Annotated in this window: 16 protein-coding genes; 3 read left to right on the top strand and 13 right to left on the bottom strand. The window is 41.0% G+C overall.

Annotated elements, in window-relative coordinates; translation table 11 throughout:
- Positions 1-17: 17 nt before the first annotated feature.
- The 3 genes from yihI to A4G17_RS06465 form a co-directional block, all read right to left on the bottom strand.
- Complete coding sequence (yihI, locus tag A4G17_RS06475; RefSeq protein WP_123956383.1) at positions 18-596, bottom strand: Der GTPase-activating protein YihI; 579 nt, start codon at positions 594-596, stop codon at positions 18-20.
- A gap of 148 nt (positions 597-744) precedes the next feature.
- On the bottom strand, positions 745-1485 hold the full coding sequence (gene pgeF / locus A4G17_RS06470; RefSeq protein ID WP_123956384.1) for a peptidoglycan editing factor PgeF: 741 nt from the start codon (positions 1483-1485) through the stop codon (positions 745-747).
- A complete protein-coding gene (locus A4G17_RS06465; RefSeq protein WP_123956385.1) occupies positions 1485-1874 on the bottom strand; it encodes a RidA family protein in 390 nt (129 codons plus the stop codon). Before A4G17_RS06465 ends, pgeF begins: the two co-directional genes overlap by 1 nt.
- 113 nt (positions 1875-1987) lie before the next feature.
- On the opposite strand from A4G17_RS06465, the gene yejK reads away from it, so the two are divergent.
- From yejK to A4G17_RS06450, 3 genes are all read left to right on the top strand, one after another.
- Positions 1988-2989 carry a nucleoid-associated protein YejK gene (gene yejK / locus A4G17_RS06460; RefSeq protein WP_123956386.1) on the top strand — a complete coding sequence of 334 codons (1002 nt, stop codon included), beginning with the start codon at positions 1988-1990 and terminating at the stop codon, positions 2987-2989.
- 60 nt (positions 2990-3049) lie between these two features.
- Positions 3050-3382 carry an outer membrane protein assembly factor BamE gene (bamE, locus tag A4G17_RS06455; protein ID WP_123956387.1) on the top strand — a complete coding sequence of 111 codons (333 nt, stop codon included), beginning with the start codon at positions 3050-3052 and terminating at the stop codon, positions 3380-3382.
- A 100-nt stretch (positions 3383-3482) separates the two neighbouring features.
- Positions 3483-4166 carry a hypothetical protein gene (locus A4G17_RS06450; RefSeq protein WP_123956388.1) on the top strand — a complete coding sequence of 228 codons (684 nt, stop codon included), beginning with the start codon at positions 3483-3485 and terminating at the stop codon, positions 4164-4166.
- 82 nt (positions 4167-4248) lie between these two features.
- On the opposite strand, the gene tyrA is transcribed toward A4G17_RS06450, so the two are convergent.
- The 10 genes from tyrA to A4G17_RS06400 all read right to left on the bottom strand — a co-directional run bounded on the left by tyrA (position 4249) and on the right by A4G17_RS06400 (position 14180).
- Positions 4249-5382, bottom strand: coding sequence for a bifunctional chorismate mutase/prephenate dehydrogenase (tyrA, locus tag A4G17_RS06445; protein WP_123956389.1), 1134 nt, complete (start codon positions 5380-5382; stop codon positions 4249-4251).
- 57 nt (positions 5383-5439) lie between these two features.
- A complete protein-coding gene (locus A4G17_RS06440; protein WP_123956390.1) occupies positions 5440-6501 on the bottom strand; it encodes a 3-deoxy-7-phosphoheptulonate synthase in 1062 nt (353 codons plus the stop codon).
- Between the two features lie 41 nt (positions 6502-6542).
- Positions 6543-7565 carry a glycosyltransferase family 9 protein gene (locus tag A4G17_RS06435; protein ID WP_123956391.1) on the bottom strand — a complete coding sequence of 341 codons (1023 nt, stop codon included), beginning with the start codon at positions 7563-7565 and terminating at the stop codon, positions 6543-6545.
- 9 nt (positions 7566-7574) lie between these two features.
- The gene (locus tag A4G17_RS06430) at positions 7575-7913 is read right to left on the bottom strand and encodes a TusE/DsrC/DsvC family sulfur relay protein (RefSeq protein ID WP_123956392.1); all 339 of its coding nucleotides are present in this window, start codon (positions 7911-7913) and stop codon (positions 7575-7577) included.
- 66 nt (positions 7914-7979) lie between these two features.
- Complete coding sequence (locus A4G17_RS06425) at positions 7980-8642, bottom strand: Bax inhibitor-1 family protein (protein ID WP_123956393.1); 663 nt, start codon at positions 8640-8642, stop codon at positions 7980-7982.
- 83 nt (positions 8643-8725) lie between these two features.
- Entirely contained in the window at positions 8726-9664 is a 939-nt protein-coding gene (locus A4G17_RS06420) for a phosphatidate cytidylyltransferase (RefSeq protein ID WP_123956394.1), read from the bottom strand.
- The gene (locus A4G17_RS06415; protein ID WP_123956395.1) at positions 9661-10323 is read right to left on the bottom strand and encodes a lysophospholipid acyltransferase family protein; all 663 of its coding nucleotides are present in this window, start codon (positions 10321-10323) and stop codon (positions 9661-9663) included. The genes A4G17_RS06420 and A4G17_RS06415 overlap by 4 nt, the downstream gene beginning before the upstream one ends.
- Positions 10324-10334: 11 nt before the next feature.
- Positions 10335-10700 carry a hypothetical protein gene (locus tag A4G17_RS06410; protein WP_123956396.1) on the bottom strand — a complete coding sequence of 122 codons (366 nt, stop codon included), beginning with the start codon at positions 10698-10700 and terminating at the stop codon, positions 10335-10337.
- Positions 10701-10731: 31 nt separating this feature from the next.
- Positions 10732-12027: a phosphatase PAP2/dual specificity phosphatase family protein gene (locus tag A4G17_RS06405; protein ID WP_123956397.1), complete on the bottom strand. Its 1296-nt coding sequence runs from the start codon at positions 12025-12027 to the stop codon at positions 10732-10734.
- A complete protein-coding gene (locus A4G17_RS06400) occupies positions 12027-14180 on the bottom strand; it encodes a WG repeat-containing protein (RefSeq protein WP_123956398.1) in 2154 nt (717 codons plus the stop codon). The genes A4G17_RS06405 and A4G17_RS06400 overlap by 1 nt, the downstream gene beginning before the upstream one ends.
- Positions 14181-14227 lie beyond the last annotated feature (47 nt).

Here is a 14227-nt window from a genome sequence, read left to right as displayed (position 1 = left end):
ATTGCTGTTCCAACCGCTTATCTAAATTTGTTAATGTCCATCGTTTCAAATTGACGCAATAAGGCCTCGTCATTTTCTTCTTCGTCTTCAATGCCGAGCTCTGTCATCAATTCGTGAATGCGATCTAAGCATTCATCAACAAATTTTTGATCCGCTGGCGAAAGCGTTTTGCCCGCTTCTAAATCGTCTAACAACTGGTTCAAACACTCGTTATTTTCCAACTGCTCCAATTCAACGTCAGGGGCTAAACGTGGTTTCTGAATTTCTTCGGCAGAAATCAAGGGCTTAATTGGCTTATCGCTTGGTTTATTGACAAACTCCACGATCAACGGCACTTTCTTACGGCTGCCAATTCGGGCATCTTTCACCATTTTTTCTTCAGTTTTTTTTGGCTCCACACCCGCATTCGCCCGCGAGCCAGATGGCAAGCCTTTGTGCTTACGCTTTTTCTTCTCTTCACGAGCTTGGACATCTAATTCATAACGGGTAGGTTTACGATTTTTAGAAGGACGAGCTTTCGGCAGCTCAAAAGGGTTGTCCGCTTTGCGAGCAGGCATAATATCGGTAATTCTGCGTGTTTTTTTGGTACGACTCATAGTCTTCATTCTCAATAAAAATAGGCGTGGATTGTACCACTAAAGGCAGGGAATGAAAAATCAAGAATAGTAAATGGTGCAAGCGGTCAGATCTTGCAAATTTTTTGCAAATTTTGTCGAGAATCTCACCGCTTGCGATGTGTTTTTGCTAGGCACTTCGCCAAATCAGTGTTGCCATTCGCCCTGTCTGCTTGTCACGGCGGTATGAGAAGAAATTTTCTGCATCGCAATAAGTGCAATAATCACCGCCTGAAATCTTAGTAATGCCGAGTTTATTCAAACGTTGGCGAGCGATTTGGTAAAGATTGCCGAAAAACTTACCGCTTGTGATGGGATCAGCAACGAAAGCTTCTCGTGCTTGCGGGTCAATCGCCGTAAACTGTTCAATTACCTCTTCGCCGACTTGGAAGGCAGTCGGTCCGATCGCAGGTCCGAGCCAAACTTGGATTTCGCTCGGGTTGCAAGCAAATTCCGCCACGGTTGCTTCCAATACGCCATCGCACAATCCTCGCCAACCTGCGTGTGCGGCGGCAATTTCTTTACCATCTCGACTGCAAAAAATCGCAGGTAAGCAATCGGCAGTCATGACCAAGCAAACTTCATTTGGCTGATTGGTGTAAACCGCATCAGCATTTAAATCTGTTCCATTTTCCAACGGCAGGCGTAGCACTTTTGTAGAATGAGTTTGGGTGAGATAAACAGGCTGCTGTGGCAAGCGGTACGTTTCCGCCAATATTTTACGATTTGCCACAACATCCCCAAGGTTATCCCCCACGTGATCGCCCAGATTTAAACTATCGAATGGTACTTGGCTCACACCACCTGCACGAGTGCTGGTGAACGCGTGAATATGGCGTGGCACAGCCCAATTAGGTTGGATAATTTTCATTAGTTTCTTACCGCAATCGCTTCGATTTCGATCCCCACATCTTTTGGCAAGCGAGCCACTTCAACACAGGAACGAGCAGGGAATGCGGGGTGATTGTTCTCACGGAAAAAGGCCTCGTATTCAGCATTCACTGCAGCAAAATCGTTGAGATCTTTCACAAAAACCGTGGTTTTGATGATGTCTGCCACTTTCAAACCTGATTGTTCAATAATCGCTTTCACGTTTTCAAGGGATTGACGGGTTTGAGCAACAATGTCTGCTGGGATTTCGTTCGTTTTTGGATTCACGGGAATTTGTCCTGAAGTCAAAACGATGTTGCCTAAATCCACTGCTTGCACATAAGGGCCAATGGCTTGCGGAGCGTTGTCGGTGTGAATTACTTTTGTCATAACATGTCCTTTTTGAGCTGAAAAACCGCTCAAGTTTGAAAGGTTTTTCTCAGTTTGTAAATAGCTTATAATTGCAAAAATTCCAAAAAATCTCACCGCTTGTAAGGATATTTATGAGTATCACTCTAACTGATATTGTTTTGCATCAGTTGCACCAAACGACTGATGAACCGCCGCAGTTGAACACCGTGTTACGCGACACATTACTGCCAATTAGCCCTGAAGCTGAGCAGATGATGTTACAACTGCATCAAGCCTATCAAGGCAAAGCGAAAGCCTATGGCGTATTTAAATCGGAGTCCGTCTTTGCCCAGCAACTCAACCGCTTGCTCGAACAAGAAACGGATTTTCTGCCGTTTAGCCACAGTGCAGCCAAAATGTTGGCGACAGAACTCGGTAAATATAGCTTTGCTTCGGGCGGCACTTTTATTTTGTGTCGTTACACCTTCTTAGCTACCGAATATTTATTTATTGCGTTAATCGACAGTCGCAGTTCAATGTTGGTCGATGAAAAATTAGACGTCAAACGCACCGAATATCTCGATATTTCGCAATACGACATTGCCTGTCGTATCAACTTAACGGAACTTAAATTAAACTCACAATCTAACCGCTATTTAACCTTTATCAAGGGGCGTGTGGGTCGCAAAGTGGCTGATTTCTTTATGGATTTTCTCGCCGCCGAAGAAGGGTTAAATCCGCAATTACAAAACCAAACGCTATTACAAGCAGTCAGTGATTACTGCGAACAGGGCGAGCTGAACGCCACTCAAACCCAAGCGGTCAAAAAACAGGTATTTGATTACTGCAAGGGGCAAATCAACAGTGGCGAAGACATTGCCTTGCAAGAGCTTTCCGCTAGCTTGCCTACCTTAAATGAACAAGATTTCGCTCATTTTGCCGAAAGTCAAGAATATGGTTTGGAAGAAAGCATTCCTCCTGTACGTAATGCATTGAAAACATTGACAAAATATTCAGGCTCTGGCAAAGGCGTAACGCTGAGTTTTAACGCAGAATTATTAGGCGAGCGGATTGTGTGGGACGAACTTTCTGACACTTTAACAATCAAAGGATTACCTGCAAACCTGCGTGATCAGTTGCAACGTAATAAATAATGGCATTTTTTGGGCAATTTGGTATGATTCGCCCAATTTTTCAAAAAAGAAGGTTATTCTATGAAAGTCAAATCTCTCGTGGCGGTATTACTGTTGGCATTAGGCGTAACCGCCTGCTCAACAGTTAAAAAAGTGGTCTATCGCATTGACGTACCGCAAGGAAACTACCTAGAACAAGATAAAATCGACCAAGTAAAAATTGGTATGACGCCAGAGCAAGTTGCTTACTTACTCGGCACGCCCGTATTAAAAGATCCGTTTGAAACCCACCGTTGGGATTATGTGTTTATCAAACGTGAAGGGCATCAGGAACCTATTCAACATACTTTATTTATCTACTTTAATCCGCAAGGCTTAGTCAGTGATATCAAACTAGATAAACCGATTGGATAACTCAATACATTAGGGAGGCGGTCAGATTTGTATCATGTTTCATCGAAACAGAGCAAACTGACCGCTTTTTTATAGCGGCTTAACCCACAAGGAGCACTCTATGAAACTCAAACGAATTATTCATCTTGCATTCTTTTTGCCTATCCTCACATTAACTGGTTGTACCGCTTGGCTATGGGCAGGTGGAAATGGAGGAGGTTTTATTCCCGGATCTGGAGATATTGTAACAACCCATAATGAGACAAAAGAAATTGCCAAAGACACTGTTCGGGCCTTTGGAAAGGCACAAAATAATCAACAAATTGTGATGATGGGTGACACTTATTGGTATTTCATTAACACCGCACACACTAACGAACTTCAAAAATTGCTTCACACCAAACTGCCAAAGGCGTTTAGCACACAGAAAAATCAGCCTTTTGGTCTCTATCTCGACAGTAATGCCAAAAGCTTCTCGACAGGTTATTTCTCACTTTATTACCAGCCAAAAACAACACAAGAGACCAACACGCTCAAAGCTCTCGGTTTTACGCCAACAAAATATGATCCGCAGACTTATAGAAAACAGTACAAGTTCGAGGGGGAGATGTATAAAAAAGCGGACAATATTAAATTAGAATACCAATTTGAAACGGCATTACCTATTTCAATTCGGGTTTCAAAGAGTGAAACTCATATAGATGGTAGCCTGCTCGCAACCAAAGTCGCAACAACCCCTTTGGCATTAGCGGCTGATATCATTTTCATTCCAGCCATGCTTATTATGTTGCCGTTTATGGACTAACTGACTTCTCTATACAACAAGCGGTCACTTTCTCGCTATTTTTTGCAAAAAATGAGGAGAAAGTGACCGCTTGTCATTTCTACTACTTGCGTAAATCATTTGCCTGTTTCAGCAAGTTTTGGCTTTCGGTTAAAAACTGCTCGGAATAGTCGCCAAACCAACGATGCACATTATCAAAGGCTTGGATAAAACCTTGCTTATTACCATTTTTAAAAAATTCAACGCTCTGGGCGAAACTTTGTTGTAGGGATTCAATTACCGCCAAATTTTCCGGTTTGTCAGCAATAATATCCGCGTATAACGCCCCGTCTTGTGCGAAAAGCCGCCCAATCATCGCCAACTCCAAGCGATAAATCGGTGAAGAAAGGGCTAAAAGTTGCGATAAATCGACCGCTTGTTGTGAGAGATGTAGCCCTGCTGCAAAGGTAGAAAAGTGCCGCAGTGCTTGGATATAAGTCATTGAATGATCATGTTTTTCTGCCTCAATCACTTCAATTTTTCCGCCCCAAATCTGAATTTGCTCAAGCAACCATTGGTAACGCTCGGCAAATCGCCCATGGCAACATGCGGTGACTTGTTTAGCGAAGCTGGCAATATCTGGCCCAAACATCGGGTGTAACCCAACCACCGCCCCTTGATGCACTTCCAACATTTTTGCCAACGGCTGCGCTTTGACGGAAGTGAGATCGGCTAAGATCATCTTTTCATTCAGATAAGGTTTCAGTGCTTCCAACACTGCCAACGTATTAGCAATCGGCACCGACACCAACACCAAATCTGCTCCATTTAAAATTGATGCGGCATTCGCCCAGTCATTTTTATCAAGGCTTTCCACCTTATAACCTGAAAGACGGAAATAACGAGCAAACAGCCCACCCAATTTGCCCTGCCCCCCCACAATCACAATTTTCTGCACATTCGGATTGGTCGCTTTAAAGCCGTGTTTATTTTCATTAGCGTAGGATTCTCGCATCACACGCCGCAAAATATCTTCAATCAAGTCCGCTGGCACGCCTTGGTTCTCTGCTTCTTCACGGCGTGCGTTGATCATTGCGGCTTCACGTTCAGGGGCATAAACAGGCAAGCCATATTGATGCTTGATTTTTCCCACTTCAGCAACCAATGAAAGCCGTTTAGACAGCAATTCAATTAACGCTTGATCGACTTGATCAATCTGCTCACGAATAGGAGTTAGAGGATTTTGTTGTGTATTCATACTCTATGCTAATACTGCTCCACAATCAGGGGCTGAATATTTTCTATATTTAATAAATTATGTCCGTAATGCTTCTGCAAATCCAACCAACAGTTCTTCGGTGGTTTGCCAATCAATGCACGCATCGGTGATGGAAACGCCGTATTGCATCTGTTCAAACGGCTGTTCTGAAGATTGATTGCCCGCAAATAAGTGGCTTTCGAGCATTAAACCGATGATAGATTGATTGCCCGCGAGCAGTTGTTGCAACGCATTTTCTGCCACAATCGGCTGGCGGCGGTAATCTTTGTTAGAATTACCGTGGCTGCAGTCGATCATAATCGCCTCTGGTAGACCCGCTTTGCGTAATGCCTGTTCGCACTCAGCAACGTATTGGGCTTCGTAGTTCGGGGTTTTGCCACCACGTAAAATCACATGCCCGTCTGGGTTACCTTTGGTGGTCAGCACCGTAACCTGCCCTTGCTGATTAATACCGATAAATCTGTGTCCTTGTGCTGAGGCTTGCATTGCGTTGATTGCCACACCGAGATTGCCGTCGGTGCCATTTTTAAAGCCTACCGCCATAGACAAGCCCGATGCCATTTCCCTGTGGGTTTGCGATTCTGTGGTTCTCGCCCCAATCGCAGACCAGCTGAACAAATCGGCTAAATATTGCGGGCTGATAGGATCTAAGGCTTCAGTGGCAAGCGGTAAACCAAGCTCCACAAGTTCCAACAACAATTTACGAGCTACTCGCAAGCCTTTTTCCACATTGAAGGTACCATTTAAATTCGGGTCATTAATCAAACCTTTCCAGCCAACTGTAGTGCGAGGTTTTTCAAAGTACACTCGCATCACAATGTAAAGTTTATCTGACAGTTCATCTGATAATGCCTTTAATTTTTTGGCGTATTCAAGGGCCGAAACAGGATCGTGAATGGAACAAGGTCCGATCACAATCAGTTTGCGAGGATCACGTTTGTGAATGATGTTTGAAATCACCAAGCGAGATTGCTCAATCTGCTTGCGTAGATTTTCGGATAAAGGAAATTCCGTTTTAAGTTGCTTGGGAGTGAGTAACACGTACTCATCGGTAATATTGACATTGTGTAAGCTATCTTGATTGACCACAGTGTTCATTTTTATTTCCTAAAAATGTAAAAATAACAATACAGTGTAATTTACCGAGATAGTTGCAAAGTTTCAAGCACTTTTTGTTGAACTTGCTCAACAGAAATACGTTGCATCAACTCTTCACCTTTGGCTCGTGTTGCCCAAGGGAGCTGCTCCCAAGATCTGCCATATTGTTCAAGAATGGCTTGATCGTACACGGAAATCACTTTATCCAAATCGTTATAAGGCCCTGTGCGGCGTGGGTTGTGTATGGCATACAGCCCGATAACTGCGGTTTGCTGTGTAGTAGCAATATGAGCTGGTCCTGAATCGGAAGAAAGGACTAAATCTACTTGTTTAATTAATGCGGTAAGCTGTTTTAGATTGGTTTCCCCCGCAACATTGCAGCAATTAGGGGCTAGTTGTTGAATTTTTGCTGCCGTTTCCATTTCATAAACTGATGGCGAGCCGCAAATAATCACATTGATATTCTGCTCTGCGGTAAAATTTGCTACTTGGGCATAATTTTCTGGCGACCAATCTTTGGCTTTTTTACTAGAACAAGGGGCTATCAGCAGATTTTTCTTTGTTGGATCAATAAATTGTTTTGCATATTCGAAATCGGCTTGGCTAACGGGTAAATGCCAAATTGGAGTTAGATCTGCTACGCCAAGTGCTTTAGCAAACATCATCTGCCCATCTAATACGTGGGGATAACTTGTCTGCTCCACTTTCGCATTCGTAAACAGCCACTGCCCTTCTCTTGCCCGATCACGATTAAAGCCGATTTTAGTTTTCGCTTTGATCCCCAAGGACAACACTGACGCTCGCAATGCTGTTTGCAAATTAAGCAAAAAATCAAACCGCTTGTGTCTCAGTTTTTGCCAAAGTGTAAAAATGCCTTTCCAACCTGATTTTTTATCGTAGGTTATTAACTCAACATTGGGAATACCGGCTAATAAATTTGCTTCCGTCTTGCCGACAATCCAGGTAATTTCCGCCTGCGGATAGTGGCGTTGAATTGCCTGCACCACAGCGAGCGTGTGGCACACATCACCAATCGCAGACAAGCGTAGCACGCAAATTTTCATTGCATCTCCTTACAAACATTTCGCGGGTTTTGGCAGCCCTGCGATTTTGGTTGCTTGTTTGGCAGGACCTTCGGGAAAAAGGCGTTGTAAATAGCGGCTATTGCCTTTTTCTTCGCCAAATTTTTGGGCAAGGGCTTTAACTAACATTCGGATGGCAGGCGAAGTTTTGTATTCTTGGTAAAATTCCCGCACGAAGTGGACGATTTCCCAATGGGCTTCGCTGAGAACGACACCATCTTTAGCCGCAATCGCTACGGCAAGTTCTTCACTCCAGTCGTTTAAATTTTTGAGATAGCCAAATTCATCGGTGGGGAATTGTTGATCATTCAGTTGAATAAAGTGGGACATACAAGCGGTCAGATTTGAGAAATATTTTACAAATTGGGCGAACCATTTGGCTCGCCCGAAAGACAATTAATCGTCGTTGCCAAGCACACCGAAGATGTTTAAGAAGCTGACGAATAAATTATAAAGGGAAACGTATAAATCCACAGTTGCACGAATATAGTTGGTTTCGCCACCGTGAATGATGTTGCTGGTCGCAAATAAAATCCCCCCCGTTGAGAACAACACAAATAAGGCACTAATGGCTAAACCCAACGCAGGGATTTGCAAGAAGATGTTGGCAATCACACCGACTAGCAACACTACGAAAAGTGCGATCATCATTCCCGAAAGGAAAGACATATCTTTTTTAGTGGTTAGCACATAGGCAGAGCAAGCAAAGAATACCGCTGCGGTTGCACCGAAGGCTAATGCAACAATATCCCCCATTCCGTTGCTGACGAAAGCATTGAGAATTGGACCTAAGCTGTAACCTAAAAAGCCGGTAAGTGCAAATACACTCACCAAGCCCATTGCACTGTTAGCTGTGGCACTAGTTAGGAAAAGTAAGCCATAGAAGCCAACTAACATTCCCCACCAAGGTAAACGGGGCAAATTAAGGCTCATGGAAACTATCGCAACGACGGATGAAAAGGCTAACGTCAATGCTAATAAGAAGTAGGTATTACGTAGCACTTTGTGGGTGCTAACTAACGATTCGCCACGTACGGTTGTGGTGAGATTTTGTTGCATAAAAAACTCCTGTTAAATAGAGATAGTTTTAGGGTTAAAAATTGCGGCTAAACTAGCAGAAATCGAAAGAAAGTCAATTGGATTTAACCATTCCAAAAATAACGAACAAAGTGAAAATAAACAGGTGCCGCAAAACAGATTGAATCGACTCTATCTAGCATTCCACCGTGTCCACTAATCATATTTCCCCAGTCTTTCACACCGTGATCGCGTTTGATCGCAGACATCACTAACCCGCCAAGAAATCCCATGATACAGATAACAAACCCGATTGCAGCCGCCTGCCAGTAACTAAATGGTGTGATAGGAGCCATTAATGCGGCTAGTGCTGTAGCAGACAAGATGCCGCCAACGGTGCCAGATACGGTTTTAGAAGGCGATAAACGTGGCATAATTTTCGGCCCGCCCACTAATTTACCCCAAATATATTGTAATACATCGCTTGCTTGCACAGTCGCAATCATAAAAATGAGTAATAAGATATTATTATCACTGTGGAATCCGTCTAGGTTTAAAAAAAGTAACGCTGGCACGTGCGACAAACAGAAAATACAAATCATCGCCATCCACTGCGTTTTAGCAGCTCTTTCTAAAAAATGTTCCGTATTTCCACTCATACTTGCCACAATAGGCAGTAATAAAAAACCATAGACTGGAATGAAAATCGAAAACATGCCATACCAATGGTCAAGCACGAAATAGTATTGAATTGGTAATAACAAATAGAAACAGACCACCATGCTGTAATAATCACTGCGTTTACGATAAACCAGCGTCATGAATTCACGCAATGCCACAAAGGAGATTAAGAAAAATAAAATGGTGGTGCCGATCTGCCCAAATAAAAAAGCGGCAAGTAAAATCAACGTCATCACCCACCACGCATCAATCCGAGCAGTCAGATTCGCAATAGTTGGATTCTTTACGCCATATTTTTGTTTCAGCATCTCACCGATCACACTGGCGATAATTAATACCGCAAATACCGCCGCAAAGATATAACCGACTTGTGGTGTAATCATAACGTTTTCTCCTTCAACGTGCCGCTAGGGGCAAGCTCTAAAAGCAAGCGATGCGAGCGTTCTAAAAAAGCTTGCTTTTCTTCCCCCACTTCAAGTTGAAACGGTTCACCCATACGCACATCGCATAATAAAGGCACAGGCAACAGTTTCCCTTTGGGCAATACACGATTGATATTATTGATCCACATAGGTACAAATTGAATATCTGGATTCGCTTTCGCTAAATGATAAATCCCCGTTTTAAAAGGCTGAAGGGGGATTTCTTCATCGGTATTTCTTGTTCCTTCTGGAAAAATAATCAGCGAATGTGCTTTCAAAGCTTGGCTGAGTTGATCGGTAATTTCTTCGGGATGCTCACTATGACGTGGAATGAGCAACGCATTAAATACATTCTCAACAATAAACTTTCGACAACGTCCACCCAGCCAATATTCCGATGCCGCCACAGGGCGAGTTCGTAACCGCCATCTGTCTGGCAGTGAATTCCAAACCAAAATGAAATCACCATGGCTCGTGTGGTTGGCATAGTAAACCTTACGTTCAGGCTCAAAGGTCATTTCTTGAACGGGCTTAGTTCTCAGCCCAGTCAGAAATGAGACCAGCCGACAAAGCAGATGGTTGGTAAGCCAAGCTAAGGTTTTCTTGATCATCTTTTTCATCGAGCCTCTCCTTAAGATTGGATAAAAAAGAGTAATAATTGCACTTGTGTGGTGTAAACAAGGTATCGCCATAACTTAGCAGCACCTTGAACTCGCAATACAAGCGGTCTGTTCCCACTATTTTTTTGCAAATCCAATATTGAGAGTGCTGAGTCAAGATCTTCAGTGGAAAATTGCTGTCTTGCTAATCCTACAAAGAGCTTTTGATCAAAGTAGATCCGAACATGCCAATAAAGCAACAACGCAAACAGCATCACTTGAATGGAAAACAGTCCTCCACCGAGATATGCAGAAAGACAAAAGATGACAACATTCGCAACGGCAATATAGCGGCTGGTTGCTAAAAGATGGCTAGTAATTAAGGCATTTTTGTCCATTATTTTCTCCTTAGCTTGGCTTAACAAGCGGTTAGTTCCGAGACGTTTTTTGCAAATCCTCAATGGCTGATAATATGGATAAACGACTCTCCTCTGGCAGTACCATTTCAGGACGGGCCAACCGAAGTCGCTCAATGGCTTGTTCAAGTGTTTTACACTCGCCAAATATCACCAACCAAACCAAAATGGCAGCGGCACTTCTACCATATCCCAATGCACAACAAACCAACACATTTTCACCTTGTTGAAGACTTTGCTGAATGCAAACGGCCGCGTTCACTAAGTCTGGTACGGGCGGTGCGACCAAATCTAACATGGGAATAGCACAATATTTTTTGACATTAACACTCGGATATTCGGCACATAGATCCACAACAACAGGGAATTTTTTTGTTTCCGTAATACTGCCGATAAAAAGATTCTCTGTCACTGCCACGGCTTTCTGTTTTCCAAACAGCCATATTCCTATATTGATTCTCACCCCAATTAAATAAGGCAATAATAATAAAAAAGCAGGAACAGATAATTTTCCATATTGATTTTTCTGAAAAACCTTAACCCCTGAATACTGATAGGCAAAGGCGACTAACCATAACGCAACTGAAATCCATAAAACCCATAGCCAAGTACCATTCAAAAATGCAAACAGTGCAATAATGAATCCAGCAAGGAAATAATAACTTGCTAATTTACGTCTTTTTTGATTACTTTCTTTTTTCTCTACGTTTAATGGGGTGGTGCTCTCATAAGGAAATGCCCATATAATCAAATAACCAATTAATGCCCCTGTTGGTAAATCAATAAAATGATGCTGATAGGTGGTTAAAATAGAAACTGCAATCAAACTTAGCCAAATCAATAATGGCAAATGCCATTTTTTAGATAAATAACGCCAATAAAATGCCCCAACAACGATGGTTAAAATAATATGAAGTGACGGAGCTTGATTATACGGCTGATCAAATGCTGCAAGAGAAGAAAAAAGCTGACCTAATACGCCTTCTGTGACTGGTTTTTCCCAACTAAATTGTAATGGAAAACATAAAAAGCCAATAACCGCGAGACACTGTGCAAGGATTAACTGTAAAATATAGCGATGTAATTCTTGACTGGTTCGACACAAATAAAATGCAAGGGCATATAAAAGATTTAACGACCAATACGGAATAATTGTCCAAGCAAGAAATGGGATTTGATATTCCCAACTAAAAATAATTTCAGGCACATTTTCTTGCTGAGCAGTAAACCAATTAGAAAAACCATAGGTGGAATAAAAAAATACACCAACTAAAGCTAAATACCACGTTCTGGTTAAAAATTTACGCATTATTCTTTCTCAGTTCTCGTTGGGCGACCAAAATCGTCATACCATATTCCGTTTGAATAAATAAACTCGTGATCTTCCGATCGCCAATTCCAATCTGTCACGTCAGAAAAACACTTTTTGATTTTTCCCTTAGTATCGATCAACGCAAAAGATGCCGTATTATTCTTATTACAAATGGGATCATTTAATTCTACTAATGCATATTTTGATCCCATAAAAAATGGCGTTGCATAATGATACCGTGGAGAAATCACCCATTTACCTTGGCGATCAATAAATCCATATTTTTCTGTTTTCCCATCTTGGACTGCTAATAATCCCACACTGAATCTTTCTGCCGTAGATAAAAGATGTAATTTAGTTAAATTAAGTACTTCTTTACCCATTTCATCTATCACATAATGATAGGACTCATATTCACTTGCGCCTGTTTTTTTATCCTTTTTATCAACCATTCTTCTCACTAATAGCAAACCATCATTAAATTTATGTATCTCTTGATATTTGCCGTTGGTAATATTTTTTCCTTGTGCATTATATACATCTGAAATTGTCTCTCCTTTTCTATCTCTTTTATTGGTGTAAAAGAATCCCGCCTCATAATTTATATGGGAGAATTCAAAAGGGAGAAGCATTGATAAGTCTGATCGGAATACTCCAAATTTCTGGGTATCTGCCTCTTTAGCAATCAAAAAATCCTTTCCAATAAAGTCAAGATACTCATAGTTTCTATTGAATGCTAACTGACCTGTTTTAATATTAGCCAAATTAAGAATATAAGAAGAGTCAAATTCTACTTTAACCCAGTTATCCATATAAATGGTTGCATCATTCAAATTATAATTAACTTTGGATAAAGCATTATCTTCTGGATTAAAATGATACTGATGATATTCATCTGCAAAATAGTATGGATTAATCATTCTTAGACGAAAATAATCTGGATTTACCAACCAATTCCCTTGATTATTCATCACACCTGTTTTTTCAGAATTAACTACCCCAGCTACAAAATATCCGCTCGCTAGATCTTCTCTTACTAAAGCGATGTCTTTTTCAATCGTTTTTAGCGAATCTAATTCAGTGATCTGCAAAATTATTTCGGCAGGTTTATGTTCATAATAATAAGCAATTTGTATACGACTCTGTTCTAAACTTAATGCTTTTTTTGGCTTATGCGTATTTAAATAATCCTGAAGTTCACTTTCTCTAGCGAGTTTTCCTTGCTTAACTTGAATATGAGCTTGCTTAAGTAAATTCAGCCATTCTTGAACATTTTTTCTATCTCTCTCATTGAGTTTTACTTGTGTTTCCGAGCGAGTTAAATAACTATCTCGGTGACTTTCTTTTACCAGTATATGATTAGCTAATTCAGCAGGCAATTCCAGTATCAAAAAATCATCTTTAACTTCAACAACATTTATTTTATTACCATTAATAGCATGTTCGCCAAGACGATTTTCAATTTTATATTCATTCTTCTTAAAAGTCGGATATTCAATCAATAGCTGGAGATTCTTAATTCTCTCCTTTAAATCAAACACAAAAAGTGGCAGTTCACTTTTTTCAACTTGACTTTTTAAAATAGGAAATACATCGGAATCAATATTATCCTGCTTATTTTCTATATTCTGTTTTGAAAAAAAATCAGGCTCAGTTACTTTTTTACCTGTTACTAGCTCAATCATTTTAGGCTTCAACTGAATACGATATTGTGGATTCTGACGAAAAAAATCCGAAAAATAGAGATAAAACAATAAGCCAATCTCTTGATTACTATAGTCTAATCGAAGAAATTGGTATGGATATTGCACATCATTTCTCAGTGAGAGATTATCAAATAATGTGCTGAAACTTTGTTCTGAAAGAAATTTTCCTTTTACCTCTTGGAAAACACTATCATGCTCTGAAATAGTAAAGACTGGCTCTGCTAATAATGCATTGAGCTTATCAATATCAATTTGGATAAGCTGTGCTAAATTTCGTTCTATTCGAATATATTCGCCATCTTTACTATTAGATAACCCTAACAAATGCTGTTGTAAAATTGGCATATCCACAAAAGAATAAGGCACTGAATTTACATTAATTTCTTGTGCTAAAGTATTATTCCATAGCCCAAATAAACTCAAAAAATAGATGTATTTTCGCATTGATTTTTCCTAAATTCTTAAGCAACAAGCGGTCACTTCTGCCCAAA

Source organism: Frederiksenia canicola, assembly GCF_011455495.1.
In the GTDB taxonomy this organism is placed as follows: Bacteria; Pseudomonadota; Gammaproteobacteria; order Enterobacterales; family Pasteurellaceae; genus Frederiksenia; species Frederiksenia canicola.
Note: the sequence above shows the minus strand (reverse complement) of the source record. Positions and strands in the feature narration are given on the sequence as shown.

What these genes read in the sequence shown, in the direction of transcription:
- yihI (WP_123956383.1), bottom strand. Translation starts at nt 596, where the DNA reads ATGAGTCGTACCAAAAAAACACGCAGAATTACCGATATTATGCCTGCT.
- pgeF (WP_123956384.1), bottom strand. Translation starts at nt 1,485, where the DNA reads ATGAAAATTATCCAACCTAATTGGGCTGTGCCACGCCATATTCACGCG.
- A4G17_RS06465 (WP_123956385.1), bottom strand. Translation starts at nt 1,874, where the DNA reads ATGACAAAAGTAATTCACACCGACAACGCTCCGCAAGCCATTGGCCCT.
- yejK (WP_123956386.1), top strand. Translation starts at nt 1,988, where the DNA reads ATGAGTATCACTCTAACTGATATTGTTTTGCATCAGTTGCACCAAACG.
- bamE (WP_123956387.1), top strand. Translation starts at nt 3,050, where the DNA reads ATGAAAGTCAAATCTCTCGTGGCGGTATTACTGTTGGCATTAGGCGTA.
- A4G17_RS06450 (WP_123956388.1), top strand. Translation starts at nt 3,483, where the DNA reads ATGAAACTCAAACGAATTATTCATCTTGCATTCTTTTTGCCTATCCTC.
- tyrA (WP_123956389.1), bottom strand. Translation starts at nt 5,382, where the DNA reads ATGAATACACAACAAAATCCTCTAACTCCTATTCGTGAGCAGATTGAT.
- A4G17_RS06440 (WP_123956390.1), bottom strand. Translation starts at nt 6,501, where the DNA reads ATGAACACTGTGGTCAATCAAGATAGCTTACACAATGTCAATATTACC.
- A4G17_RS06435 (WP_123956391.1), bottom strand. Translation starts at nt 7,565, where the DNA reads ATGAAAATTTGCGTGCTACGCTTGTCTGCGATTGGTGATGTGTGCCAC.
- A4G17_RS06430 (WP_123956392.1), bottom strand. Translation starts at nt 7,913, where the DNA reads ATGTCCCACTTTATTCAACTGAATGATCAACAATTCCCCACCGATGAA.
- A4G17_RS06425 (WP_123956393.1), bottom strand. Translation starts at nt 8,642, where the DNA reads ATGCAACAAAATCTCACCACAACCGTACGTGGCGAATCGTTAGTTAGC.
- A4G17_RS06420 (WP_123956394.1), bottom strand. Translation starts at nt 9,664, where the DNA reads ATGATTACACCACAAGTCGGTTATATCTTTGCGGCGGTATTTGCGGTA.
- A4G17_RS06415 (WP_123956395.1), bottom strand. Translation starts at nt 10,323, where the DNA reads ATGAAAAAGATGATCAAGAAAACCTTAGCTTGGCTTACCAACCATCTG.
- A4G17_RS06410 (WP_123956396.1), bottom strand. Translation starts at nt 10,700, where the DNA reads ATGGACAAAAATGCCTTAATTACTAGCCATCTTTTAGCAACCAGCCGC.
- A4G17_RS06405 (WP_123956397.1), bottom strand. Translation starts at nt 12,027, where the DNA reads ATGCGTAAATTTTTAACCAGAACGTGGTATTTAGCTTTAGTTGGTGTA.
- A4G17_RS06400 (WP_123956398.1), bottom strand. Translation starts at nt 14,180, where the DNA reads ATGCGAAAATACATCTATTTTTTGAGTTTATTTGGGCTATGGAATAAT.